At 66.9% G+C, this 26,400-nt stretch carries 20 protein-coding genes; 6 read left to right on the top strand and 14 right to left on the bottom strand.

The window, feature by feature from the left end:
* Positions 1-8: 8 nt before the first annotated feature.
* The gene (locus tag ACFYXB_RS37785; protein ID WP_389589522.1) at positions 9-1,109 is read right to left on the bottom strand and encodes a Gfo/Idh/MocA family protein; all 1,101 of its coding nucleotides are present in this window, start codon (positions 1,107-1,109) and stop codon (positions 9-11) included.
* A gap of 857 nt (positions 1,110-1,966) precedes the next feature.
* On the opposite strand from ACFYXB_RS37785, the gene ACFYXB_RS37780 reads away from it, so the two are divergent.
* From ACFYXB_RS37780 to ACFYXB_RS37770, 3 genes are read left to right on the top strand one after another with little or no spacing between them, the layout of a single operon-like run.
* The gene (locus ACFYXB_RS37780) at positions 1,967-3,079 is read left to right on the top strand and encodes a hypothetical protein (protein ID WP_389589521.1); all 1,113 of its coding nucleotides are present in this window, start codon (positions 1,967-1,969) and stop codon (positions 3,077-3,079) included.
* A 2-nt stretch (positions 3,080-3,081) separates the two neighbouring features.
* Positions 3,082-4,350, top strand: a complete 1,269-nt coding sequence (locus ACFYXB_RS37775; protein WP_389589520.1) for a cytochrome P450 — start codon at positions 3,082-3,084, stop codon at positions 4,348-4,350.
* Positions 4,351-4,370: 20 nt separating this feature from the next.
* Complete coding sequence (locus ACFYXB_RS37770; protein WP_351363550.1) at positions 4,371-4,589, top strand: ferredoxin; 219 nt, start codon at positions 4,371-4,373, stop codon at positions 4,587-4,589.
* Positions 4,590-4,602: 13 nt separating this feature from the next.
* On the opposite strand, the gene ACFYXB_RS37765 is transcribed toward ACFYXB_RS37770, so the two are convergent.
* Complete coding sequence (locus ACFYXB_RS37765) at positions 4,603-5,145, bottom strand: TetR/AcrR family transcriptional regulator (protein WP_389589519.1); 543 nt, start codon at positions 5,143-5,145, stop codon at positions 4,603-4,605.
* Positions 5,146-6,745: 1,600 nt separating this feature from the next.
* On the opposite strand from ACFYXB_RS37765, the gene ACFYXB_RS37760 reads away from it, so the two are divergent.
* Complete coding sequence (locus ACFYXB_RS37760; RefSeq protein WP_389589518.1) at positions 6,746-7,966, top strand: RNA-guided endonuclease InsQ/TnpB family protein; 1,221 nt, start codon at positions 6,746-6,748, stop codon at positions 7,964-7,966.
* Positions 7,967-8,266: 300 nt separating this feature from the next.
* On the opposite strand, the gene ACFYXB_RS37755 is transcribed toward ACFYXB_RS37760, so the two are convergent.
* The 4 genes from ACFYXB_RS37755 to ACFYXB_RS37740 all read right to left on the bottom strand — a co-directional run bounded on the left by ACFYXB_RS37755 (position 8,267) and on the right by ACFYXB_RS37740 (position 15,107).
* A complete protein-coding gene (locus ACFYXB_RS37755) occupies positions 8,267-9,967 on the bottom strand; it encodes an AMP-binding protein (protein ID WP_389589517.1) in 1,701 nt (566 codons plus the stop codon).
* Between the two features lie 10 nt (positions 9,968-9,977).
* Positions 9,978-11,612, bottom strand: coding sequence for an FAD-dependent oxidoreductase (locus ACFYXB_RS37750; protein WP_389589516.1), 1,635 nt, complete (start codon positions 11,610-11,612; stop codon positions 9,978-9,980).
* Positions 11,613-11,720: 108 nt separating this feature from the next.
* On the bottom strand, positions 11,721-13,604 hold the full coding sequence (locus ACFYXB_RS37745) for a flavin-containing monooxygenase (RefSeq protein ID WP_389589515.1): 1,884 nt from the start codon (positions 13,602-13,604) through the stop codon (positions 11,721-11,723).
* Between the two features lie 345 nt (positions 13,605-13,949).
* Positions 13,950-15,107 (bottom strand): acyl-CoA dehydrogenase family protein, encoded by a 1,158-nt coding sequence (locus ACFYXB_RS37740; RefSeq protein ID WP_389589514.1) that lies wholly within the window; start codon positions 15,105-15,107, stop codon positions 13,950-13,952.
* 425 nt (positions 15,108-15,532) lie between these two features.
* Between ACFYXB_RS37740 and surE the strand changes: the two genes are divergently transcribed.
* Positions 15,533-16,510, top strand: a complete 978-nt coding sequence (surE, locus tag ACFYXB_RS37735; protein WP_389589513.1) for a 5'/3'-nucleotidase SurE — start codon at positions 15,533-15,535, stop codon at positions 16,508-16,510.
* A gap of 342 nt (positions 16,511-16,852) precedes the next feature.
* Here the strand turns inward: surE and ACFYXB_RS37730 are convergent, their stop codons facing one another.
* The 8 genes from ACFYXB_RS37730 to ACFYXB_RS37695 form a co-directional block, all read right to left on the bottom strand.
* Positions 16,853-18,091, bottom strand: a complete 1,239-nt coding sequence (locus ACFYXB_RS37730) for an acyl-CoA dehydrogenase family protein (protein WP_389589512.1) — start codon at positions 18,089-18,091, stop codon at positions 16,853-16,855.
* Positions 18,088-18,900 carry a cyclase family protein gene (locus ACFYXB_RS37725; RefSeq protein WP_389589511.1) on the bottom strand — a complete coding sequence of 271 codons (813 nt, stop codon included), beginning with the start codon at positions 18,898-18,900 and terminating at the stop codon, positions 18,088-18,090. The genes ACFYXB_RS37730 and ACFYXB_RS37725 overlap by 4 nt, the downstream gene beginning before the upstream one ends.
* A 170-nt stretch (positions 18,901-19,070) precedes the next feature.
* Positions 19,071-20,645 carry an AMP-binding protein gene (locus tag ACFYXB_RS37720; protein WP_389589510.1) on the bottom strand — a complete coding sequence of 525 codons (1,575 nt, stop codon included), beginning with the start codon at positions 20,643-20,645 and terminating at the stop codon, positions 19,071-19,073.
* Complete coding sequence (locus tag ACFYXB_RS37715; protein ID WP_389589509.1) at positions 20,642-21,820, bottom strand: acyl-CoA dehydrogenase family protein; 1,179 nt, start codon at positions 21,818-21,820, stop codon at positions 20,642-20,644. Before ACFYXB_RS37715 ends, ACFYXB_RS37720 begins: the two co-directional genes overlap by 4 nt.
* Positions 21,817-22,713, bottom strand: coding sequence for an enoyl-CoA hydratase (locus tag ACFYXB_RS37710; RefSeq protein WP_389589508.1), 897 nt, complete (start codon positions 22,711-22,713; stop codon positions 21,817-21,819). The genes ACFYXB_RS37715 and ACFYXB_RS37710 overlap by 4 nt, the downstream gene beginning before the upstream one ends.
* Positions 22,710-23,660, bottom strand: coding sequence for an LLM class flavin-dependent oxidoreductase (locus ACFYXB_RS37705; RefSeq protein ID WP_389589507.1), 951 nt, complete (start codon positions 23,658-23,660; stop codon positions 22,710-22,712). Before ACFYXB_RS37705 ends, ACFYXB_RS37710 begins: the two co-directional genes overlap by 4 nt.
* Positions 23,657-24,658, bottom strand: coding sequence for a Rieske 2Fe-2S domain-containing protein (locus ACFYXB_RS37700; protein WP_389589506.1), 1,002 nt, complete (start codon positions 24,656-24,658; stop codon positions 23,657-23,659). Before ACFYXB_RS37700 ends, ACFYXB_RS37705 begins: the two co-directional genes overlap by 4 nt.
* A 94-nt stretch (positions 24,659-24,752) precedes the next feature.
* A complete protein-coding gene (locus ACFYXB_RS37695) occupies positions 24,753-25,367 on the bottom strand; it encodes a TetR/AcrR family transcriptional regulator (RefSeq protein ID WP_389589505.1) in 615 nt (204 codons plus the stop codon).
* 173 nt (positions 25,368-25,540) lie between these two features.
* Between ACFYXB_RS37695 and ACFYXB_RS37690 the strand changes: the two genes are divergently transcribed.
* Positions 25,541-26,395 (top strand): amidohydrolase family protein, encoded by an 855-nt coding sequence (locus tag ACFYXB_RS37690; RefSeq protein WP_389589504.1) that lies wholly within the window; start codon positions 25,541-25,543, stop codon positions 26,393-26,395.
* Positions 26,396-26,400 lie beyond the last annotated feature (5 nt).

The raw sequence follows: 26,400 nt of genomic DNA, 5'->3' as shown, positions 1-26,400 counted from the left end.
CCGCCGCCTCACACCGACTGGCACGCACCGGTGCGTCCCGCACGTTCAATCGTGTCGATCAGTTCGCGGTGCCGGACGGCGCGGGAGAAGTCGGGTACGAGACATGAGCCGGTTGTGAGGTCGTCGAAGACGCGCAGATAGGTGTGAGCGACACTGCGGGGCTCTGGACCGAGCGCGTCCGGTACGGCGCCGCGATAGCGGGCGGGTGCGGCCACGGGCTTCGGTGCGCCGTCCGCACGGGTGAGCAGGATCTCGGGTTCGTTGTACTGAAGCTCACCGCACGGGCTGCGGAGCGTGATGTCACCTCTGGTGCCGTTGATCTCCCAGAAGAACGCGCTGGTCCGACTGTTGACTCCGCCGCGGCAGTGGAAGCTGAAGACAATGCCGCCGCGCAGCAGCCCATGGATGGCGACCTGGTCTGGGGTCGTCTTCAGCAGAGTCTCATGGGTTTCCCGGTGCAGCACGTGCGGCTGCCGGACTGCTGTTGTCGCCGAAAGCTGCGTGATCTCTCCCAGCGCGAACTCCAACCCGTCGAGCGTGTGCCCAACGGGTATGGACACCATGGTCGAGCCGTTCGCGCCGTCCAGCAGATAGGCGTCCCGGCTGCCGGCTGTCGAGCCCCAGTATGGAATCGACGCCACCAGTGTCGTGGAGAGGATGCCGCCGATTTCCCCCTCGGCGACCAGGTCACGCACGAATCGCACCTGAGGGGAGTGTCTGGCCTGGAGGCCGATGGCGGTCCTGGCGCCCGCGGCCTCAAAGAGCGCGAGGATGCCCCTCGCCTCGGTGACGTCGCGGCAGAACGGCCACTCGCAGAACACCGGCTTTCCGGCCGGCAGAATCGATTTCAGCTGCTCGGCGTGAGCCCTCGCCTTGACGGTCACGACCACCAGGTCTATGTCCTCCTGGTGGGCGAGCTCGCCTGGATCGGTGAAACCGCGATCGATCCCGTAGTGGTCGGCCGTGACGCGGACCGACTCGGGACTGCTGCCCGTGAAACCGCGCACCTCGAACTGCTCCAACCCCCGCAGCGCCGGCAGGTGGGAGCGAGCGGCCCATCCACCCTGAGCGCTCAGCCCGACGATGCCGACTCCCAGTCGTTCAGCCATTGGCAGTCACCCTCCGATCGACGCGAGAACCAGGCCGGACGTAACAAAAAACGCCATCTGTTCTGCGTCAGGTCGAGTGTGTCGGCGCGGCTACGGCGCCGTCAAGAACCGGGAACAGACGAACACACACGAGGCGATCCGCAGGTCCGGCAAGGGTGACGGGCTGCTGGACTGCGCTGGTTCGTGATCGACAAGCTCTGCGTGCGCAGTCCTCGAGTGAGCCGACGCGGCAGGAGCCGCCGCCGCTGCTGCCGGCGGCGAAGGACGCCACGATCGCGGCGCTGACGGCGCCGGTGGAGCAGCAGGCGGTGCAGGTGCAGGAACCGGCCGGTCGGATTGGGCAGTTGGAGCGGGGTGCCGACGTAATCCGCTGACCAGCAGAAACGGGGAGACTGCGAGAGGCGATTCCACGCTAACGGAGATCGAACTCCAGATTCTGTCAACACCGTTTGATGGCCGTCATGTTGACCAGCGGTGCTCTGATCAAGATCAGTCGGCACGGCGCGGCGATTACGTCGGCACCCCGGAGCGGCGGCTGGGCAAGGACTCCTCGCAATCAACGTCCCGTCACAGCAGAGGTGAACCTCGGACTGCTGGAGAACCCTGCGGCAACTGATCGACTTCCCGGCCGTCCGGTCCTGCCTGTCCACCGCCGGCACGTGGGGCGGACTGGACAAACCCAACGCACCGGAACCCCTCTGCAACCGGCCCCCCGCCCTCGCACCCAACCGCACCGCGCCAGCAGCAGCCTGAAGACCCATCACCCCTACTGAACAGCTGCGGCGATCTCTCTTGACTTCACCCGGACCCGCGCATACCTTGAGCCTGACAGTATACAAACTACGTCAGGAGTCGGAGTGACCAGTTCATTTGGCCCCAACGCGAAACTCGGCGAGATCGACGAGTACGGCTGGCCGGCGGGGCACGAGGCCCTCACGCCCGACGACGATCGGATCCACGAAGGCAGCGACGATCCCATGTGGAACGAGAGCGCCTGGTTCGGCTTCATGATCCCTGAGGCCAACCTCATGGGTGGCATCCACTTCCATCACCGGCCGAACATGAACCTGCTGTGGCAGAAGGTCCTTCTCTGGGACGGCAACGACGGCCGTGGAGAGCAGGTCTACGACTGCGTCTACTACGACGCGTTCGAGATTCAGCCCCGGTCCCTGGCCAATGTCGAATCTCCGTTCGACTTCAGCTCGGTCATGGGCCTGAGCCCGCGCACGATTGACAAGTGGAAGCGCTACGGCATCCGCTATGAGCGGAACGACCTCGTCCTGGACCTGGAGTTCGAGGCGATCATGGATGTCTTCAGCACGCCGTACAGTGGCAAGGCCCGCGGTTGGGGCATCAACAACTACCAGCAGGCCGGGCGCATGCGGGGGACGATCCGCATGGACGGCACGGAGCTGACCGTCGACGGCCCTGCTCACCGGGACCGGTCGTGGGGCCCGCGGAACTTCAACCACTCGTCCAAGGACTTCCCGCGCCACCAGTGGCCGTGGGCAACCGACGGGGTGGGGTTCGCAGCCAACCTCTACACGGTCGCCGAGACGCTCCCGGCCGAGGAGCAGCCCATCGTCGCCGGTGCGCCCTTCAAGACCCCGGAAGTCCACTTCGGTGAGGAGCGCGTGCTCAACGGCTTCCTGCACCGCGACGGGGCCGTGTCGCGTGTCGTCAGCGGCAGCTACGACATCCTCAAGCGTCGCTCGGACGGCCTGCCCTCCGAGGTGCGGATGCAGGGCACGGATGAACTTGGCCGGGACTTCAGCGCCCAGGGTTTCGCCCGGAACTACCTCAAGCGCTCCAGCCCGCCCGGCGTCTTCGCCACCTGCTCCCTGGTCGAGTGGACCTTCGACAGCGGCGAGCACTGCTGGGGGCAGCTGGCCGAGGTGCTGCCGCAGGACATGGGTCGTCGGTTCTTCCGCAACCTTCCGCCCACCGGCGGTTCCGTGAGCGGCAGCTGACCGTGTCCGCCGGCATCGACGAACGGCTCGCCGCCTTCTTCCGAGCCGACCAGAGCCTGATCGCGGACCCGTTCGAGCTGTACCGGGAGCTGCGCGCGTCCGGGCCTGTCTATCACTGGCAGGACCGGATCCTGGTCACGCACTACGAACCGAGCCGCCACGTCCTCAATGTCCCGACGACGTTGCAGGGCCTGGGGGCACGCGGTCCGCGGTATCGCAAGGCGATCGACGTGCTTTCCGAGGAGGACGGCGGGCGGCTGTCGGATCTCTTCGACGCGTTCGAGAAGCGGATCAGTGGCGTCGACGGCGAGCAGCACAAGCGGTTGCGCCGCTTGTCGCAGCGCGCCTTCACGCCGCGCTTCGTAAACGAGATGCAGTCGCACGTTCAGTCCATCGTGGACGAGATGCTCGAACCGCTCCGGGACCAGGACGAGATCGAGTTCATCGGCCAGTTCATGTACCACGTCCCACTGATCGTCTTGCTGGAGATGTACGACCTGCCAAGGGAGGACCGGGCACAGATCCGGGACTGGGCAAGCAGCGTCGGGCGCCTCATCGGCGCAGACCTGACGGACTCCGCCACGGTCCGCGAAATCCACAAGGGTGTCTTCGACTTGCGGAAGTACCTGTTGGACTTCTTCCGGCAGAAGCGTGGCTCCGAGACCACACCGCTGCTGCGCGCCTTGCTGGAAGCGGAAGGAGACGACGAGGACAACTACGTGCAGGACGACCTGATCGCCGTCCTGACCCAGATGGTTGTCGCCGGCCACGAGACCACCACACATCTCGTGACCAACAGCATCGCTACTCTCCTGCGCGACCACCGCGGCCAGTGGGAGATCCTTCGTGATCAGCCGGAGCGTATCCCGGGTGCGGTCGAAGAACTCCTGCGCTTCTGCGGCCCGGCTCAATACCTCGATAAGCTCTCCGGCGAGAGAGTCACGGAGATCGCTGGGGTGGAGATCCCCGGGATGAGTACGGTGTCGGTCTTCATCGGCGCTGCGAATCGCGATGAGGCCGTCTACGACGACCCCGACTCCCTCGACGTCACTCGTGTTGGCAAGCCGCACCTTGGCTTCGGGTTCGGTCCCCATCACTGCCTGGGCGCAGCTCTGGCCCGCATGGAGGCGATCGCGGTCCTGACTACCTTGACGCAGAGGTTCCCCTCGATAGAGCTCGCACGTCCAGAGCCCGTGACCTACAACGCCAACATGCTGCTGCGCGGCGTGGCAGCGCTTCCGGTCAAGCTCGGACCCGAGCACCGCAACTGAACTGAAAGGTATCGGCCCGCATGCACCTCATCGCCGATCGGAGTCGGTGCATCGGCGCCGGCTCTTGCGCCCTCAGACTACCCAAGGTGTTCGATCAGGACAGCGATGAGGGGCTGGTGCAACTGTTGGACGACACCGGTGGGGGGCACACGTACGACGAGCTCTCCGCAGCCCAGTACGAGTGCCCTTCACAGGCGATCTCGATCGTCGCGGACGAGAACGAGCGCGCGTCTTCTTGACGCGCGCACTCCCTCAGACCGTGAACGCCGGTGCAACGAAACGACGCAGGATGGATCGGTAGCGCTGTATGTCGGCGTCGCCTTCCTCGAGGCCCCTCATCAGCATTAGCCCGAGGTTGGCCAGCCACAAGTGGATGTCCGGCCGCGAGATCCCCAGCGGCAACTGCTTGTCGGCGATGGCAGCGTCGAGGAAGGGGTCCCAGAACTCGGCGGTGAGCGTCTCGGACGTCCGAGACGCTGCCATCCGCTGCCCAAGACTGGTCCCGTCCAGGTTCAGCAGGTGACGCGTGAACGGGTCGCGCCGCCCGTGGTCGGCGAGGTACAGGAGTCCTTCGACGATCTGGTCGGGCAGAGTGTCCTGGCGGCCGATGAACTTGTGCGCCTTCTCCCGCAAGGCCCGGGATCGTTGCGAGATCAGGGCGACCAGCAGATCGTCGCGATCGGCGAAGTACCGGTACACACTGGGACGCGACATCCCGGCCTCACGCGCGATGTCGCCCATCGTCGTCTTGTCGATGCCGTACCGCTCAATGCAGCGTCCCGCGGCGGCCAGCACGTGGTCACGCGGCACCTCGCCCGTCGTACTGTTTGCTGTCTGCGTTCGCGGTGTCCTCATACATCGATGATACATGATACGTCACGTGTCCAGTAATTGTGGTTGCGTGGGCTCACGCTGCCGCGAAGCGGTCCGCCGACGTGGCGCTGCCGGTCGTCGCAGAGTAATTGTCATTCCTGAAGGGGTGGGGTATGTCAAGCGGGGTGTTTTCGCTGGTTGTTGGTGCTTCTGGGCAGCGTTGATCGCCTCGCCGTCGGTGGGATGGTGGCGGCGGGTGGGTGGTGCTGCTCGTCGGGCATGCGGTTGTGGGGGTCGCTGCTCTCCAGCCCTTGATGGGGTGACGGCAGGGCCGTGCTCGGCTGCCGGTCATTCCTTCGCGGCGCGAGGCCGCATGGAGCAGTGCGACGTGCGGCAGGCGGGGTCGATCAAAACCGCGACCGCGCCGTGCATGGGGTCGGACAATTGCCCGACCGCGCGCCCGCCGCATCCGAGGCACTCACGCGGCCTGGCGGCCCAGGGCACGGATTTCTCCGTCGCGCAGCCCGTAGTAGACCAACGTGAGCAGCTCGGACGCGGCAGGCGCGCGGTCGGGCAATGCTCTGGCCCCCGCACGGCACGGTCGCAGTCCTGATTGACCCCGCCTACCGCACGTCGTATTGCTCCATGCGACGACCCCCGTCGCGAAGGAATGAGCGGCAGCCGAATACGGCCCTGCCCTCCCACATCACGGGTTGGAGAACACCGACACCCACAACCGCACACCGCGCGCGTGAGCACACAGACTCGCCCTCGTCACGCCACCGGCCGCGAGACGGTCAGGCCTGCCCAGAACCATCAACAACCGGCAGAAACGCCGCCCTTGACGAACCCCGCCCCTTCAGGAATGAGCATTGCTCTCGTCGCACGCCGGGGACGGCGACGGGGCGCTTGGGATGGCACGGCGATCGGGGTCTGCAAGGGCGCCGGCGGCGACAGGTGGCCGCACCCCGCCGCGATGTCCCGGGGCCGACCGACAGCGAGGTGGACGCCAAGAGACCCCGTCGGGCTGACTCCAGCCGGCGGCCCACCCCTCCGCCTGGACGTGGCCGAAGGCCGCTGGTACCGGGACGCTTTCCGGACGCGGAAGAACCTGCCGGTCCTCCCCCTCCTCGCCCCGCGGGGCGATGGCGTGGCCGCCGTGGACACCGACGCCGTCCAGCCGCGTGGCGGCTGGACGGGCACGGCGACCCGGTCGGGACACCGCGCCGCTTCGGCTACGACCCCACCAGCGCCGCCACCCGCCGCGACGCGCAGCTCCGCCACGCCCTCACCCGCCTGTCGCGCCGGGCCAAGGCCACGGGCGTGCAGGCCACCGCGGTCGAAGATCTCGACCTCACTGACTCCAAGGCCCGGCAGAGGAACGGCCGCAGAGCGATGGTCACCTGATTTCTCCGAGGATGCCCCGGCCTTCAGGCCGGGGAGGAATCGGACTCCTGCGGAGCAGGGCAGGGACACCCGGATCGCTTCCCGGGCGATCCGGCGTTCACCCCGCGCGGCGATGACGGAGCCCACAAAGATCGGGAGTTCTCAACTGTCAGTCTTCCTTGGTAGTTTGCTGATCATGACGACAGCAGCGATCACGGAGGACGCCGGGCATGCCCGGTACACATTCCGTGTGCGCCTGTCGAACATGGCTCGACGTGCTCTCGAAGCGGAGTGGGACCGGTGCCGCTGGGTGTGGAACGAGTACGTGGCCAAGTCCAAGGCCGTGTACCTGCACAACAAGGCCACCGGCGGCAAGCAGACCTGCGGACCGGCGCAGCTCGACAGGATGCTGACAGAGGCACGCCGCCTAACGCCGTGGCTGCGCGAGGGATCCAGCGTTCCGCAGCAGCAGCTCATCCGCGATTTCGGCAAGTCCCGCGCCAAGGCCCAGAAGGACATCAGGGACCGGATTCCGCAGCAACGCCGGGCAGGCATGCCGCGCTGGAAGAAGAAGCGTGAGGCACGGCCGAGCCTGAACTACACCCGGCGCGGCTTCCGGCTGAGGGAGGGCCGGTTGCATCTGGCGGGCGGGATCGTGGTGCGGGTGGTGTGGTCGCGGGAACTTCCGGCCGATCCGTCCAGCGTCCGCGTGCACCAGGACAGCAGCGGGGCGTGGTACGCGTCGTTCTTCGTCCCCGCCACCATCGAGCCGCTTCCCGAAACGGGCGCGGTGATCGGTGTGGACTGGGGCGTCAGGGAGACCGCGACCACTACATCCGATGCCCACGACCTTCCCCACGCCGAACATGGCAGGAAGGCCAAGGCCAAGCTGACCCGGTACGACCGCATGATGGCCCGCCGCAAGCCTGCAAAGGGGCAGGCCAGCTCGAAGGGGTACCTCGAAGCCAAACGGCTGCGGGCCAAGGCGTACAAGAAGGTCACCCGACAGAGGCAGGACACCGGCCGCAAGTGGGCCAAGTCCGTCGTGAGCGACCACGACCACCTTGCGGTCGAGGACTTCAGGCCGAAGTTCCTCGCGAAGACCACCATGGCCGGCAAAGCCGCTCACGCCGCCATCGGCGCCACCAAAACTGCCCTCCTTGAGATGGCCCGCAAGCACGGACGCATCGTGCACCTGGTACATCCCGCGCACACCACGATGGACTGCGCACACTGCGGAGCGAGAACCAAGCGCGCACTGCCGCTGGGAGAGCGCACCTACACCTGCAACGCATGCGGAACCATGTCCCCACGCGACAAGAATTCCGCACGCGTGATGCTCGTCCGGGCAGGTCTGGACCCGGCTAGCGTTGATCGTGGAAGACCAGACGGGGCGCCGCCTCGTCTGGCTGCGTGAGCTAGGAATCCCCGCTCAGCCCTGAAGAAGAGAATCCTCTCCCTTCAGGGAGGGGAGCATTCAATTCCTGTGGATGGCCGGGTCACGGGGGCGGGCAGCACCTGCCCGTCGGCACCCAGCGATGCCGGCGGGCATCGGACCCCCCAAGCCCCCATCCGGTACCCGAGGGCGCGAGGAGCACCGCCCCCGCGTACCAAAACCACGGACACGATCCGTGCGCGCAGGACGCGGCAGCGGCCCGGTCGGCCAGAACACCCACGTCGACCGGGCCCGGGGCCTGGCAGCACGACTTGCTCCCGCTCAGTCCTCAAAAACGGTACGGACACCTCCGGGCGCGCACGTCCCGCCTTGCTCAGCGGTGGATCGCCGCGGTACTGCCCGGTCCGCGGAGAGCTGCTCCTCCCTGCCACCGCCAGGGCTGGTGTGCTCACGGTCCCAGACTCCGTCGTTCGAGATGGAGCGAAGTTCCACCTTCCTGACCTTCCCAGTGGGGGTCTTCGGCAGGGCGTCGATGAACTCCACGTAGCGCGGGATCATGAATCGAGGAACGCGTGACGTCAGGAAGTCGACGAGTTCCTGCTCGGTGAGTGAGGCACCGGGGTGGCGCACGATGAAAACCTTGACGTCGTCGTCCTTGACCGCGTCGTCGGCGCGGGCGAGTGCGGAGGGAACGCCGACGCACGCGCACTCGGCGACGTCGGGATGGGCGAGGACCTCCGCTTCCACCTCGAACGAGGAGATGTTGTGGCCCCGACGGCGAAGGCTGTCCTTGATCCTGTCGACGAAGCTCAGGTTCCCGTCTTCGTCGAACCGGCCCGCGTCACCTGTGTGGAACCAGCCGTCTCGCCATGCCTCGGCGGTTGCCTCGGGCATCGCGAGGTAGCCCTTGTTGAGGCGCCACGGAAGGTCATGGCGGACCACGATCTCACCGACCTCGCCAGTGGGAAGCTCCTCGCCCGTCTCGTTTACGATCTTGACCTGGTAGCCAGGCATCACCTTGCCGTTCGACAGGTGGTCCGCCGGCGCCGTGGTGGTGGTGGGCCAGCCGACCTCGGTGTTGCCGTAGCCGGCGCTCACCGTGACGCCGAAGCGCTTCTCGAACTCGCGGTACTGGGGTATGAGCGGGTACATCCCGACGTACTGCAGCGGGTTGTTCGCGTCGTCGGGCCGATGGGGCTGCTGCATGAGCATTGCGCTGACGACAAGGAGAGGCGCGTGGGTGATGTGGTGACGACGCACGTCATCCCAGAAATCAGAGAGGCTGAACTGGGGTCGGAAGACCATCCGGAGCCCCAACTGAGATGCGATCGCCATTCCGAACTTGCCGCTGCTGTGGAACGTCGGCCAGCAGGAGAACGTTGCGCCCTCGGGGTGTGCTCCCGCCTCCTCTTCCGGGAAGATTCCCTGGACCATGCCGTGCAGGTTCACCCAGGGTTGCAAGACACCCTTGGAAGGACCCGTCGTCCCGGACGTGTAGATGACCGCCAACGGGTCGTGGTAGCGGGGCGTCCGCAGCCGCGGCGTCGCTGACGCCTGCTCGAGGAACACCTCGCTCGTCATGACGTTCCAGGGCAAGGGAGGGGGTGGTTGGGTCGTGTCGAGGACCACGACTGTGCGCAGGTGCGGCAGCGCATCGGCGATGGGGACCAGCCGGTCGACGAACGCAGCGTCGATCACGAGCACCTCGGCCTGGGCATTGTTGAGCGGGTAGGCGAGGGTGTTGCCCACGAACAGTGGATTGACCGGCGCCTCGATCGCACGCAGCCAAGTCAGTCCTAGCCAGCAGTGATACGACTCGACGCAGTTGGGCAGCATCGTCGCGACGTAGTCGCCCTCGCCCACACCGAGGGCGTTGAACGCACCGGACCATCGCAGCACGTCGGCATGGAACTCGCCGTAGGTGAGCACGGTGTCGGTCCCGGCAACCTCGACGAAGATCCGATCGGGCCGGCTGTCCGCTGCCTCGGCGATCAGCCGTGGAAGGGGAGTCTCAAGGTCCATCTCAATCTCCCTATCGGTCGGCCTGGGACTGGGCGTGGGTGACGGCGGCCCCTGTGAAGGCGAGCATGGTCGCCGGGTCGGTGAACTTCACGCGCGTTCGGCCGGCCTGGCGGCCCGTCTCCTTCTCCATGGCATCGATCCGCAACCACGCTTCCAGCCCGAGGCGTTTGGGGTTCCGTGAGTTGAGCAGCTCGTCCAGCTCCGCGCTGCTCCGCGAGGGCGCGGGGAGCCGACCCGCGGCGAAGTCGTCGACCAGATTCGACACGGTCTCCGCGGCACAGTACTTGTTCGTCCCGATGACACCCTTGGGGCCACGTTTGATCCAGCCCGTGACGTAGACGCCACGCGCATCGTCGCTGAGGCCGGTCACGCGGCCGCCCTCGTTCGGCACAGTCCCGGTCGAGTCGTCGAACGGCAGGGACGGGATCGCCTTGCCCCGATAGCCGACTGCGCGCAGTACCAGACCCGTCTCCAGTACCGTCTCGTCGCCGGTGGGCCGGATCACGGAGGTGTCCTCCGCGAGTTCGTTGCGGCGGAGGCGAACCGCGGTGACCCGGTCGGTGCCTGTCAGCTCCACAGGAGAGTGGTAGTAGCGCAACGTGATGCGCCGGGCATCCGGAGCCGATGCGTTGTGCACGATCTCTCGAACCCGTCGCAGCTTGATCTCCTCGAAGGCGGAGACCTCGCCGCTGGACTCCGGGTCAAGCTGCCCGACCTCGTCCTCAAGTGCGAGAACGTTCAGGTCCGGACGCGAGGTGAGGTCCAGCAGCTCAGGCAGGCTGTACGCCGCCTGTGCCGGTCCGCGCCGGCCGACCACCACCACCTCGCGGATACGGGACTCCCGCAACGCGGCCAGGGCGTGGTCCGCGATGTCGCTGATCGCCAGGTCTTCCGGGTCGGACGTGAGGATACGGGCGACGTCCAAGGCGACGTTGCCGTTGCCGATCACGACGGCTCGTTCGCTCGACAAGTCGAACGTGAGCTGCGCGGCATCGGGATGACCGTTGTACCAGGCGATGAAGTCCGTCGCCGAGTGGCTTCCGGCGAGGTCCTCGCCGGGGATGTCGAGGCGACGGTCGGAGCTCGCCCCCACCGCGTAGATGACCGCGTGATGATGCTGGAGCAGTTCCTCGTGGCTGATGTGAACGCCGACCTCGATGCCCAGGTGGACCCTCAACCGCGGATGGGGGGTCCGGTACGGGAAGACCTGGCTCACCGACTTGGTGTCCTGGTGGTCCGGCGCCACGCCGTACCGGACCAGGCCCAAAGGCGTGAGCAGCCGTTCGTACACGTCGACTTCCACACCTGCGATCCGGAGCAGGTCTGCCGCGGCGTAACTGCCGGCAGGCCCCGAGCCGACGATGGCCACACGCAGGCCGTCCAGGGCGCGCGGCCACCGGATCTCCGGAGGCTGCGCACCGAACGAGTCCACCGGGTGCTCGCGATAGAAGGCTGTGCCGATCTCAAGGAACGGAAGGGAGGCATCAGTGAGATCATCTTCGTGGTGGATGGCGCCCACCGGACAGACCGTGACACAGGCCTTGCACTCGATGCACGTCTCGGGGTCGATGTAGAGCATCTCGGACGTGCCGAAGCCGGGCTCACCCGGCGCCGGATGAATGCAGTTGACAGGACACGTCGGCACGCACGAGGCATCGTTACAGCACGCGCGGGTGATGACATACGTCACGACAATGCTCCCATCGCCGCATATGTTCTCTCTATGACAGATTCCTTGGCTTCCATGGCCGCCTCAGCGCGATGATCCGTCGGAGGTCGGCGCTGCTGCAGTGACATCAACCTCGCGGCTACCGAGGAGGTAGTCGTCGAGCTCCGCCCGACGGGTGAGGTGCCAGTAGTCCAGATTCCTGAAGGGGCTGATCACAACCACGCGGCCCTTCTCGTTGCGATAGTAGGTACTCATCGCCGGGTGCGACCACACCATGCCCGCGTGCATGTCGTCGACTTGTCGCGCGAAGTCTTCGTAGACGTCCTGCTTGCACTCGACGGAGGTGAGACCGCGGGCGAACAACTGACGGAGCAGGCTCTCCACGTAGTCGAGCTGAGCCTCGACGGTGTGGATGAGGCTGCCGCCGTGACCGGTCTGCGTGTTAGGGCCGTACAGCGTGAAGAAATTGGGGAACCCGGGGATGGACAGCCCCAGGTAGGCGCGACCGTCGGTGTCGTCCCAGACTTCCCGCAGCCGGCGGCCGCCGCGCCCGATGACCTCGTAGCTTGAGATGAAACGCACGACGTCGAACCCGGTCGCGAAGACGAGCACGTCCACGTCGACGGTTTCCCCCTGCGTGGTCACGACGCCCAGCGGCAGCACGGAGGCGATCCCGTCGGTGACGAGATCGACGTTCGGGCGCCTCAGCGTGCGGAACCAGCCGTTGTCCATCAGCATCCGCTTGCCGAACGGCGGATAGTCTGGGATCACCTTTTCGAGGAGGTCGGTCCGATCGCCGACCTGCTCGCGGATGTACGAAGTGAAGTAGTCCCGATGACCCGCATTGATGCTGTTGATCGCTGTGCGGCAGTCCGCCCAGTCGGGATCGCGCTGGAGCGACTTGTACAGTTTGTCGTGGAAGATCCATTCAAGGCGCAGGCGGTACCACGCGCGGTAGAGCGGCACCTTGCGGAAGAGCAGCCGGACGGCATCCGGGACTTTCTGCTGGAACTTCTCGAACGGCTGGACCCATTGGGGCGAACGCTGGAAGATCGTCAGCTTCTCGACCTGGTCCGCGATGGCCGGCGCGACCTGCATCGCGGTCGCGCCGTTTCCTACCAGAGCGACCCGCTTGCCTGTCAGGGAAAGGTCCTGCGGCCACTGCGCGGTGTGAAACGCCGGACCTTCGAAGTCCCCGAGACCGGGGAGGGCAGGCACGACAGGAGGGTTGAAGGCACCCACGCAGCTGATCACGAGGTCGGCGTGCTCGACGCCCGTGGTGCCGTCGGCGTCCCTGGTGTGAAGGTGCCAGCGGGTTTCCGCCTCGTCATAGACGACGCGGACCACCTCACGTCCGAACCTCACGCGTTCACGAACCCGGTAGTCGTCGGCGACACGTTGGATATAGGCGTGAATCTCGCCGCGCCCGGCGAAGTACTGCGACCAGTCGTGCGGCGCGAAGGAGAAGGAGTAGAGATGGCTGGGGGTGTCGACACCTGCACCCGGGTAGCGGTTGTCGCGCCAGACCCCACCGAGGTCGTCGCTCTTCTCGAGCACCGTGACGTCGAGGCCGAGCCCCTGGAGCCGTACACACGCCGCGATTCCCGATATGCCGGCACCGATGACCACCGCCCGGAACCCAGGAGGAGCCTGGACCGGCGGCGAGGCTGCGCGTACTCCCGCGCCGACGGCCAGCTCGTCCTGCAGGAACTCGCCGTACTCCAGCGGTACGTCATCCCCCATGGACCAGGCGAGCATGCGCGTGACGAGCTCAGGCGAAGGGTTCGCGATCGCCGCATCCGAGCCGGCGTGCCATCGCACGATGGCTTGCGCGGCGGCCTCGCGCACCGCCGCCTGCAGCTCGGGATCGAGTCCGCCGGTGTCGTTGTCGGCCATGCCCCTCGTGCGGCTCACCGCATAGGGTTCGGCGATCCAGCTCAGGTCACCGGTCAACTGCACCAAGACCATGAGAAGGGTGGGGATGTTGGCGACCGCGACGGCGTCACGGATGGTCTCGTCCCAGCTGGTTGACCCATCCGGGACGGGACCCGAGCCGGTACCGGCGTGCAGGTCTGTCTCACTGGAACCGGTCCGCTCGTCCGCGCCGCTCTCAGCCTTGGGCGTCACTGGGTCTCCTTACGGGATGTGTGCTGCACGGGAGGGGGCCCCGGTTCCGAACCGCGGCCCGTGAGCGCGTCGCGCCTGGGGCGTGCGCCTCGCGCCGTGTCCCGGGCTGGGGCATCTGGGCCATCGAACCCGTGCTTGTTCTTGCGCCTTGTCTTGCCTGTCTGGTTGCGACCCGGCCGGAGGGGGTCAGATCCCGAGCAGATCGCCCAGCCGGGCGCGGTGATACCGCGACGAACCGAACATCAGGCTGTTGGCCTGCGCGCGCTTGAAGTACAGGTGCGCGGAGTGTTCCCAGGTAAACCCGATGCCTCCGTGTACCTGGATGTTCTCGGACGCGCAGTTCAGGTAGGCGTCCTGGCATGCCGACTTGGCCAGGGCCGCGGCGAGGGGAATGCCGGCGTCCGCGCCGGACGAGACCACGCCCCGCGCGTAGTAGGCGGCGGACTTGGCCGGCTCCACGGCCAGGAGCATGTCGGCGCACTTGTGCTTGATCGCCTGGAAGCTCCCGATCGCCCGCCCGAACTGGTAGCGGGTCTTGGCATAGTCCACCGCGGAGTCGAGCACGAACTGAGCGCCCCCGACACATTCCTGAGCGATGGCGATCGCCGCGAGGTCCAGCATCCGCACGAAAGCCTCCTCGGCGCCGCCTTCTTCGCCCAGCACCTGGGCGGGCACGTCGGCAAACTCCAGCCTCGCCTGCTTGCGAGTGAGGTCCATCGTGGGAACGGGGACGCGGTTGAGGCCCGGTGCGTCGCTCTCGACGACGAACGCCGTGAGTCCGGCTCCGGTGCGCGCCAGCACGAGGACCAAGTCCGCGGTATGGCCGTCCACGACGTAGTCCTTGGCGCCGGACAGCCGCCACCCGGTGGCAGATCGCTCCGCGGTGATGGCGACGCCCATGGGTGACCACAGGCGCCCCTGCTCGGCGAAGGCGACGGTGGCCCTCGCGCGTCCCTCGGCCACAGTTGCCAGACACTCGTCGGCCAGTGGGTGGCCGGTCAGCCCCAACAGCAACGACTGCGCCAGCACGACGTTCGACAGCCACGGCACACAACTGAGCGTGCGTCCGAGCTCCTCCGTCACCACGGCCACGTCCCCGAAGGAGCCTCCCGATCCCCCCAGCTCTTCGGGGACGGCCAGCCCGCACACCCCGAGGTCCGCGGACAGTCCCTTCCACGTGCCGAGATCGAGGCCATCGACCGTATCCATATGCCGGCGGACCACCGACTCCGGCGAGCTGTCGGCCAGAAATGAGCGGAGCACGGCGCGAAGCTCGGTCTGCTCATCGGTGAGCAGGAGCGGCACGTCGAGAGAGGATGGGGCGAGGCGCGCTGTTTCGGTCATCGAAGCGCGCTCACAGGGCTCGAGCGGAACGTCGTGAGCTGGTCGTATGAGTCCCAGCGCCCGACCCGGGAAGCTGTCATGCTGACACTTTCTGTCATAACGTCAGTGTGCGCGGCGCGGCGTCTTGCGTCAAGACCAATGCATTCGCCACCGTGGATCACGGGGAATTTTGATGACCGAATGGGCAGCGACTGCGGCTCGCTGACGTCGCGCGCGGGTGAGGCGACGTTACATTGGACCGATGATGTCAGATGTCGGATCGTTGTGGGAGCGGCTTCGGGAACCCGGCAGACAGCCCGAGGCCGGGCTCACTCGGAGCGCTGGCGCTTCTCGACCCCGCGCGGAGCCGAATGTTCGCCGACCCGTTCACTCGCGTGCAACCACCAGAAGGATTCGGCCCCATGGTTGCTGCATAGCGTCATTGCATGAAGACTTCAAGGAAACGTGTCGCCTCGTCCGCTCTCGCGGTGGCCGTGCTCGGAGCGGTCGGCGTCGGGGTCCACTCCAGCGCCGCAGTCGCGAAGCCGGCCAAGGACGTTCCCGGTTCGGCGCGCCCGCTGAACATCCTGCTCACCAACGACGACGGCTGGCTCGGAGCCGGCGGATCGAGCACACCGCTGATCGTGGCACTGCGCGATGCGCTGCGTGCGGCCGGCCACCACGTGGTGGTCGTCGCGCCGGGTACGGACCAGAGCGGCCAGGGCGGCCGTGTCACCCGCTCGTCACAGCAGTTGACCGTCGCCAACCCCGAGCCGGACGTGTGGACGGTCACGCCCGGCTCTCCCTCCGACAGCGTGTACTTCGCCTTCGACGAGATCTTCCCTGGCTCCAAGCCCGATCTGGTGGTGTCGGGAATGAACCCGGGCGTCAACGCCGGCCAGGCGATCAGCCACTCCGGAACGGTCAACGCCGCCACCACCGCGCTCGAGTTCGGCGTGCCCGCGATGGCGGTCAGCCTCGAAGCGCCGGCCACCTGGCGCGAAGGGACAACCGCAGCGGCCAAGGGCTCCGCCGATTACGTCGCCGATTTGATCAGCCGTCTGCAGAACCGTACCCGGGACGGCAAGCTGATGCCGCAGGGCGTCGGCCTCAACGTCAATCTGCCCGTGCGGCCGGGGCCGATCGACCCCGCAACCGGCAAACCCGGCTCCGTGCTGCCGCCGAAGGGGGCGAAGGCGACCACGCTGGACACCGGTCTGGCCATCAACTTCGACTACCAGCCGGTTTCGGGGCAGACGAGCGGCCCGGGCATCTACTCCGTCGTGCCCAAGCTGTCGCAGACGCGCGCGCCCCAAGGCACTGACGTCCGCACGGTCGAGGATGGCTACGCCAGCCTCACCCCGCTGGAAGCCGATCGCGACGTGGACAACGCCACCGAACGCTGGCTGCGCACCATTCTCTGACCCACCCGATGGGTTCCCTGGTGCCGGACCGAAGGGCCGCGTCTCCTTCTCCTGAAGGAGACGCGGCCGTGCCCTGACCGTGCCGATGCCCGTGCCGCTCAGCGGCACGGGCATCGGGCGAGCTCTGGTGCGGGTGCGCCCGTACCGGGCGGCCTGTGCAGGCGAGCGTGTTCACGAACGGGGACCAGCCCGCATCATGCGTACTCTCGGCCGGTCCGGTACGCGCGATTCTCTGTCACTGCCAGGTCTTCCACGGCGAACGCGTGGTTGCGGCGAACCCGCACCGCACATCTCATGGCGTCACGACCGTCTCACCGGCCGTGGCATCTTCCGCGCTGCGGGTCAACGCGGAAGATCGCTCCAGGCGGCGGTCCGGTACGGGTCGGGTTCCTTGGGAAGCCCCAGAATGCGGTCGCCGATGATGTTCCGCTGGATCTCGTCGGAACCGCCCGCGATGCGAAACCCAGGGGCGCCCAGCACGTGCGCGTTCCAGAAGTACGGGCCAGAACCATCAGCCTCGGCCACCAGGTCGGGCCCCGCGAGCATGGATGCCACCCGTCCGATGGTGGCCAGACTCGTGGCCCACAAGAGCTTGCCGAGCGACCCCTCCGGGCCGGGCGTCTCTCCTCGCTGCCGAGCCGCCTCCGCACGTCGCCGGGTCACATCGCGCAGCTGTTCACCTATGTAAGCCTGGACCAGGCAATCGCGTGTGACGGGGTCCATCATGTGCGGCCGGCTTAAGGCGAGATCGCGCAACTGGTCCCACGATCCGCCCACCCCTGTCTTCGATCCGGACTGGTTGCGCTCGTAGGTGAGCATGGCCAAGGCGACGGTCCAGCCGCCATCGACATCACCGATGCGCATCTCGTCGTCGAGCTCGACGTCGTCCAGGAACACTTCGTTGAACGACGTCCCTCCGGACATCTGACGGATCGGCCGGACGCTGACACCTGTCGTCGCCATGGGCAGGAGGAACGCGGTGATGCCCAGGTGTTTGGGCTGTCGCGGGTCGCTCCTGGTAAGCAGCAGACCATAGTCGGCGAACTGGGCACCGGACACCCAGACCTTGGAGCCGTTGATGACCCAGCCATCGCCCACACGCCGGGCCTGGGTGGCCACGGAGGCGAGATCCGATCCGGCACCGGGCTCCGAGAACAACTGGCAGACCAAAGCCCGGCAGCCAAGGAAACAGCGCAGGTATCGCTCCTGCAGAAGTGCGGACCCGTGGTCCCGGAGTGTAGGAGCCACGAGGTTGGTCGTGATCCGCCGGAGCTCGTGGTCGGCGGGCACGGCATAACGTTTCTCCACTGCGGCGAACGCGCGCTCGTGCTGCGGGCTCAGTCCCGATCCACCGAGCTCCTTGGGCCACGTCAGTGCCCCATAGCCGGCGGCGAACTTCTCGGCCTGCCAGTCGGCGGCCGCACGGATCAGGGCGGCTTCTGCCTCATGCGAGAGCGAGTGGAACACCGCCACGTCGCTGTCGGGTTCACCGGTTGCGTCTGCCGGAGGCAGGCGATCGGACAGCCAGCGCTCGCAATCGGCGACAAAGCCGGACAGATCTGTGGGTCGAGAGTCGCTCACAGGACCGCCAGGGGGTTGATCGGCGATCCGATGCCGCCGGTGATGACTAGAGGGGGCGCGGTGAAGAGGAATTCGTAGCGGCCAAGGCGGGCGCAGGTCTCCGCGAGTTGCTCAAGGTCGAACATCTCCCCGATCCACAGGCCCATCATGACGATCAGGAGGATGTGCACGGGCTGTGCGACATCGGGCGTCTGCGCCGGCCGGACCTCTACGTCCCAGGTGTCCGTCGCGAGCGCCGCGATCTCGTGCTCGGCGATCCACGAGACGCTGTCCAGTCCCAGGCCGGGCGCGGGTCCGCCCGCGTAGTCCGCCCACTGGCCCCGCTTGCGGACGCGCGCCAGAGCGCCGGTCCGCACGAGGACAACGTCCCCAGGGCCGACTTCCACGCCGGATTCGCCGCACGCGCGGTCGAGGTCAGCCCCGGTGATGGCGTGCCCGGGCTCCAGGGCATCGCACCCCAGCGCCGCGGGCAGGTCGAGGAGGACGCCTCGAGCGACCATGCGGTCCGCGGCACTGGTGATCGCATTGCGCCGTGCCCCGTTGCTGGAGACGTGCGCCGCCGAGTACCCGTTGTACATCTGCTGCTCGAAGAAGACATGGGCAAGCCCGTCCCACTGCGTTCCGCTCTGGGTCGGCAGGAACAGCATGTCGTCTGCGTTCTGGAGGTAGCGACGCTGCACGTCGCGGTCGGCCGACCCGGGACTGGTGAAGTCCCGTCCTGTCACGGCCATCAGGTGTACGGGGTTGATGCGACCGCTGTCGCGATGCTGTGGTCCCTGGCTGTCCAGCGGGAGCGACAGCGAGATCACCTCGCCCGATGACACGAGTCGGGAAGCCGCGACGCGGTGTTCGGGTCGCAGATGATTCAGGGTGCCCAGCTGATCGTGCTCGCCCCAGCGTCGCCAGTTCGAGATGCGCTGGCCGAGCTCTCGGACTGTGTCAATGTTCGGTGCAGACGTGTGCGTCGTCGGTGTGTCCGTCACGGCTTTGCCTCTTGTAGCTGCTCGGCGGCGACGCTCGTCGCCCAGCGGTAGTCGGGCTTGCCGGCCGGTGTCCTGTGCACGCTCGGCACGGCGATCAGCGATTTGGGGACCTTGAAGCCGGCCAGGGTTGCGCGGGAATGCGCACGCAGGCCGTCGGGGTCGAGCTGACGGCCCGGCATCATCTCCACGACGGCGGTCACTCGCTGGCCCCACACGGGGTCGGGCAGACCCACGACCAAGGCATCTCGGACGTCCGGGTGCTCGCAGAGCGTGGCCTCGACCTCCTCCGGGAAGATCTTCTCCCCGCCTGAGTTGATGCACTGTGACCCACGTCCGAGGAGCGTCAGCGTCCCGTCGGGAGCGAGGATGCCCATGTCTCCGGTGACCGCGTGTCGCACGCCGTTGATCGTCACGAAGGTGGCGGCGGACGCCTTGGGATCGTTGTGATAGCGCAGCGGAACCCGGTTGGCTCTGGCCACGAGCCCGGTGGCCGTGCCCTGCGGTGGCATGGGTGTCAACAGCTCCGGATCCAGCACCACCGTGTCCACTGTGCGGAATGCGGGTTGGCCGGAGTCGTCGAGAGTGTGCACGGACCATCCGTGCACACCGGTCTCCGACGAACCGTAGCTGTCCTTGAGGGTGACGTGGGGGAGCACGGCGAGCAGCCGTGCGCGAAGTGCCGGGGCCAGTCGCGCGCCACCCGAAGCGATCACGGACAACGTCGGAAGATCGAGGTCGGGCTCCGCTTCGAGGGCTTCGGCCAGCCGCATCGCCATCGCGTCGCCGACGATGTTCATCGTGGTGACGCCTTCGGCGGCGATGGCGTGGACGACCAACCGGGCGTCGAACGCGGGCAGCAGGACGACCTTGGCACCGGCGAGAAGCCAGCGCAGCGTGGTCCACATGCCGGCGGCGTGGATCAGCGGGGCGGCGGGCAGGAATGCCGCGCCGTCCATGGCACGACCGGCGATCTCATCGGGCCGCTCGATGGGGCCGCGGTCACCCCGCGGATCTCCGCCGCCGATGCACGCGAAGAAGGCGTCCTCGATCCGCCACACGACGCCTTTGGGGTGCCCGGTCGTGCCGCCGGTGTAGAGCACGTAGAGGTCGTCGTCGGACCTCGGCATACGGGGCAGTGGCGCGTGGCCTTCGGCGATCAGCTCGTACTGGGGACCGCGCGCGAGTGTCCAGCCGACGCCGGTGCCGCGGGCCGCGTTCGCCACGGCCTGGGCAAGGTCGGCATCGTGGACCACGCCTTGGAGTCCCGCGTCCTCAAAGAGGTGGCGGAGCTCGGGCTCGGTGAACCGGTAGTTGACGTTGACGGGGGCCGCCCGCAGCTTGAACGCCGCAAGCATGCTCTCGACGTACTCCACTGCGTTGCTCATCTGGAGCCCGACGAACGAGCCCTGCCCGACTCCCTGTTCGCTCATCCAGCCGGCCAGTCGCGACGCGCGTTCATCGAGCTCGCGGAACGTCAGGCGACGGTCGCCGCACACCGCCGCGGTCCGGTCGGGGACCGTGTCTGCGACCGTTTCCCACAGATCCGCCAGATGAAAGGTCAGGCTTCTCACGAGTGCGCGATCTCCTTCCACGGCCTGTCTTTGTCCACGCGGATGTCGCTGGGCAGCCCGAGTACGCGCTCGCCGACGATGTTGCGGGCGATCTGGTTCGTTCCCCCCTCGATCGACATGGCGCGCGAGCGGATGACCAAGCGGTGCGGAGACAGCTTCGAGAAGTCCTTCGCCTTCACCGAATCGGGTTCCAGGTCCTCGGCCAGGGCGGCGTCGTAGTCCGCGGACACCAGCGCGTCGGGGCCGATGACCTCTGCGAGGATCGAGCTCATTCGCTGGAGGTGCTCACTGGCTGCGATCTTGGCGATGGATGCCAGCCGCTTCTGCTCTCCGGGGTCGGATGTCTGACGCTGACGGGCGTGTGAGACCTCCAGGAGAGCCGCCTCGATCCAGACGGCCACGACGGCGTCCCGCAGAGACGGTTCGCGCAGGTCCCCCACCTCGCGCCACCAGTTGATGAGGGAGTCGGGAGGGACCGAGAAGACGTCGCTCGCGCCCGCACGCTCGGCGCTGAGGGTGTTCATGCTCAGCACCCAGCCGGCACCCTCAGGGCCCAGCCGCCGGTCGTCGTCGATCCGGACATCGTCGAGGAAGACCTCACTGAACCGGGCGCCCCCATCGGCCTGGCGCAGCGGCCGCACGTCCACACCTTGGGCCTGCATGTCGATGATGAACAGCGTCATCCCGCGATGCTTGGGCAGTGAAGGGTCGGTGCGCGCCAAGAGTAGGCCCACGTTCGCGTGCCTGGCGTTGCTCGTCCAGACCTTTTGTCCATCGATGCGCCAGCCACCGTCAACCCGGACGGCCTGCGTGGCGACGTTGGCGAGATCGGAGCCGGCGCCCGGTTCGCTGAACAGCTGACACCACTGATCGGCGCCGGTGAAGATCCGGCGCAGGTACTGCTCACGCTGCGCCTGCGTTCCCGCCTCGTGCAGCACCGCCGACGCCTGGTACCGGCCGACGAAACTGGCCGGGCTCTGGGGTACGCCGACGTCCTCGAGCTGTTGACGCGCTGCCCGTGCCTCCTCGATCTCGAGACCTAGTCCGCCGCAACCGGGGCGGAAGTGGGGCCAGGCCAGGCCCAGGTCGAACTGGGCCTCAAGAAACGCGCCGGTTTCCAGGGTGTCCCGCAGTGCGATGAGGCGGGTCACGGCGGCCCCCGGATCGGCCGTCATGAGACGTCCCGCGCACGGACCTTCGGACGTCCGGCTTCACGCCAGTTCGGGAGTCCGTACTCAGGCGTGCCCAGGGCGACCTTTCCGCCGCTGAGCTCGGCCCAATGAGCGTGGTTCAGCTCATGCAGGGTGAAGCTGGCGTTGAGGGCGTTGTAGAAGCCCATGTTGTCCACGGACTGGTTGACAGACTCCTTGATCAGGAGCGCGGTCATGGTCGGCAGGCCGGCGATGCGCCGCGCGAACGCCAGAGTCTGGTCCTCCAGCTCGGGTTGCGGGAAGACCTTGTTCACCATGCCGATCTGGTACGCCTCATCGACCCCGAGGGAATCGCCGGTGAGGAGCAGCTCTTTCGCCCGGCGGGGACCGATCTCCCAGGGGTGCGCGAAATACTCCACACCGCACATTCCCAGCCGGCTTCCGACCACGTCGGTGAAGAGAACGTCGTCTGCGGCGACGATGAGGTCACAGGCCCAGGCGAGCATCAGACCGGCAGCCATCACATTGCCTTGCACCTGGGCGATGGTGATTTTTCTGAGGTTGCGCCACCGCCGGGTGTTCTCGAAGAAGTGGTGCCACTCCTGGAGCATGCGCTGCTCCGTACCCGAGCGGGAGCCGCCGTTGACGGTGCGGCTGGGATGCAGGCCCGGTCCGGGGGTCGTCTCCTCGATGTGCTCGGCGGTCCCGAGATCGTGCCCTGCCGAGAACATCGGGCCGACACCTCCGAGCACGACCACGCGAACCGCGTCATCGGCCTCGGCACGCAGGAACGCGTCGTGAAGCTCGACCAGCAGCCCCCGGTTCTGGGCGTTGCGGGAGTCCGGCCGGTTGAGCAGGATCTTGACGATCGACCGGTCGTCGATCTCCTCGTAGGTGATGAATCGGTAGTTGCTCACGGGGTCGCTCCGGCGGCTGACTGATGTGAAGCTCTGATCAAGGGAAGTACTTCTTCAGCTAGGCGGTGAGCCTGTTCCGACCAGCCCACGCCCGGCAGGTAGAAGCTGATGTGCTGCACGCCCGCGTCCACATAGGCGCTCACCTTCTCCGCCACCATCTCCGGGGTGCCGAAGGCGGTGTACTTCTCGATGGCGTCGGGGTCGAGGGACAGCCTGCTCAGGCAGTCGCGAACGTGGGCCCTTGCACGCTCCACATCGTTGTCGACATGAGCGAGCAGCTCCAGGCCGAAGGTGAATCCCTCTGTGCCCTGGGGCCGCAGTTCGATCACGCGTTCCCTGATCTCCGTGCACCGCCTCGGGCTCACCCACATGTTGAGGCTGCCGTCGCAGCGAGCAGCCCGCCGTATGGCTGCGTCGACACGGCCGCCCACCCAGATGGGGACCCGTCCGCCGACGGGTGGCGGACTCACCGCGAGCCCGGGGCTCATCCCGAACTTGCCCTGCGCGGCTTTCCCCTCCCAGAGCCAGCCGAGCATGTCGATGGCCTCGTCGCACCGTGCACCGCGCTCGCGCGTGTCGATACCGGCGGCTTCCCACTCGGTCGGGAAGTGGCCGCCGACTCCCACGCCCAGGATGAGGCGTCCCTGGGTCAGGTGACTGATCGTCGCGAAGGTCTTGGCGACGTCGATGGGGCGGCGCAGAGGAAGCTGCAGGACGTTGGTGCCGACCTTCACGTGCTCGGTCATTGTTCCGAGGACCGCCAAGGACACGGTCGACTCGAGGATCGGCGAGTCGAAGAGCAGGTGATCGCCGACCCAGAGAACATCGAAGTCGGACTGGTCTCCGATGCGGGCCGCTTCCCGCAGACGGTCGATTCCGCAGGGCTCGAACTCCATCAGAGTCGGCACGAGCAGGCCGAAGCCCACCGGGTCGGTCGTCTGCATCATCCGGCCTCGGGGCTGTACTGGCCCTCGATCCACCGCCGGAGTGCGTGGAAGGACCGCACCTCCGTGGCGGTGAACGCCGGCTTGGCGATGTAGGTCATGTTCTCCCACACCGGGAAGTCCGCCTCGTGCTGGGAGATCTGCTGCTTGGCCCACCGGTCGCGGAAGTTCTCACTCATGTCCGACCCGTCGCCTCGCTTGCGCGGCACCCAGATGGTGGCCCGGTGATCAGAGGTCTCCCGGTCCACCGGCGTGGTCGCAGCCAGCGTGTACACCGTGTCGAAGGACTCGATCAGGCCGGCGGCAATACCCATGCCATGGCATGTGGTGACGATGCGGCCCTTGACCGGGCCTTGCGGCGTGGCCCAAGTCGTCGGCCTATGCCCGCCGAACGTCGCCTCGAACGAGGTGCGGAACCAGTGCTCGCCCGAGTCCCACTCCTCGACGAGAGGTACCTCGGCCGCGCCGTGCACATAGTGGAAGTGGGCCGCGTCCCCGCTGTTCTCGGTCGCGACCTGGGGCGGGAACTTCAGACCGGCCCAGAGCTTGCTCGTGTCCGGCCAGATCGCCCAGTAGTCCCGCTCGTGGTCGCTGCCCTCCGGCAGCAGGCGAGGCGCCTCCCACGAAGGCGGCTCATTGTCGGCCCCATACCACATGAGAACGAGGCCATCGACTTCGCGGACCTCCTGCTGGCCCAGGCGCAGCTTCATCCGGTCCGGATCGCTGTAGGGGATGCCGACGTTGCGGCCCTCGGAGTCCCACTTCCAGCCATGGAAGGGGCACACGAGGCAATCGCCCTCGACGCTGCCGCCGTAGCCCAGGTGCGCGCCAAGGTGAGGGCAGAACGCGTCACTGATGCGCAGCTGGCCACTCTCGGTCCGGTAGCAGACGAGATCCTGTTCGAAATATCGCATGGGTACGGCGTCGGCTCCGGGCGCGAATTCACTGCTCCAGCCCACCTGGTACCAGCCGCTCGCATAGCCGTGAGGAAAACCGTGCATGTGCTGCCTCCACAGACCTTGTTGTGCTTGCTACAGCGGCGCCCTTGAGACAAGGTAACAAATTATGTCAGGACGTCAACCCTGGGTGTGGGCGTCAGCTCCCCTGTGCAGCCGCGGCAACGAACCCGGGCACGACGAAGGTGCGGAGGAAGGTGCGGTAGTCCCGGGGCTGACGTGGGCTCTGCTCGAAAAAACTCATCAGCATGAGGCCGACGCTGCCCAGCCATACGTGCATGTCGCGGCGGTCGATGTCTTTCTTCAGCTCGCCATTGCGCTCCGCCGCGTCGAGGAACAGGTCCCAGAACTCGGCGGTCAGGACCGTGAAGGCGTCCGTCGAGCGCAGGAGCCGGCGGAAGTCGGAGCCGTCTCGCGTCAGCAGGGAGCGCGTGAACTCATCACGGTGCCCGTGGTCGGCGATGTAGATGAGACCCTCGACCAGCTGCTCCGCGAACGAGTGCTGACGCGCGATGAACCTGTGCGCCCTCTTCGTCAGCGCGCGTGAGTGCTTCGTCGTGAGCGCGACGAGGAGCTCCTCGCGATCGGTGAAGTACCGATAGATGCTCGGCCGCGACATGCCGGCCTCGCGCGCGATGTCGTCCATCGTCGTCTTCACGATGCCGTGCCGCCGTATGCAGCGCTCGGCGGCCTTGATCACCCCGCCCCTGCCTGCCTCATGAGTGTCCTTCGCGACGCGCGCGTTCTCGGCCATAGGTGCTGCTGCCCCCGTCCATCTCGCGCCCGCCCGGGCCGTGACGCATCGCCGCAAGCGTGGCCTTGACTCTGTCCGCCCTCCATTGGTACGTTACAGATTAACAGAAGATGTCAGTCGTCAGAGATCGATCGCGATCTTGCGGAGTGTGTACCGGAAGGGGGTGCATCGCCATGGATCGGCTGTACCCGATGATCGACGCCTGGGTGAATCCGAACTTCGCGACCGATCGGGTCGACCCGACGGTCGCACGGTTGTTCCCCGGGCTGGAGGAGCGGCGCCGCAAAGGCACATCGCTCTCCGAACTGATCGAGCAGATGGACGCGGCCGGCGTCGAGCGTGTTGTGCTGTGCGCTGGATACCGCGGTGCGGACAGTATCGGTTGGGTGCAGGACGCCGTCGAGAGCCACCCGGATCGCTTCGCCGGATCGCTGGTCGTCGATCCGCGCCTGGGTATGGACGCCGTGCGTGCGCTGGAACGGGCCGTCCGGGATCACGGATTCGTCATGGCCCGCGTGATGGCCCTGGAGACACAACTCCCCTACGACCACGCGTCGTACTTCCCGATCTATGCGAAATGCGTGGAGCTGGGTGTGCCGATCAGCGTGAACGTCGGGATTCCCGGACCACGTGTGCCAGGCCGCAGCCAGGACCCGATAGCGCTGGACGAGGTCTGCTACTTCTTCCCAGAGCTGAAGGTCATCATGGCTCATGGGGGCGACCCGTGGGCGGAGGTCTGCGTCAAACTGATGCGTAAGTGGGACAACTTGCACTACATGAGCTCGGCCTATTCGCCGCGCCGGATCCCTCAACCGGTCCTCGACTACCTGAACACCCAGGGCTCTCACAAGGTGATGTGGGCGAGCGACTACCCCATTCTTGAGTTCGAGTGGTGCCGGCAGACGATCGATCGCATGACGTTCGCGGACGCAGGGGTGAAAGAGCGCTTCGTCTACGGCAACGCGAAAAATGTTATCTTCCCGGGGTCCCTCCCGCCTGGCGAGGAAGCTGTGCCGGTATGTCAGTGAACCGT

Source organism: Streptomyces sp. NPDC002619 (assembly GCF_042889305.1).
In the GTDB taxonomy this organism is placed as follows: Bacteria; Actinomycetota; Actinomycetes; order Streptomycetales; family Streptomycetaceae; genus Streptomyces.
This window is presented reverse-complemented; position numbering and strand designations above follow the sequence as displayed.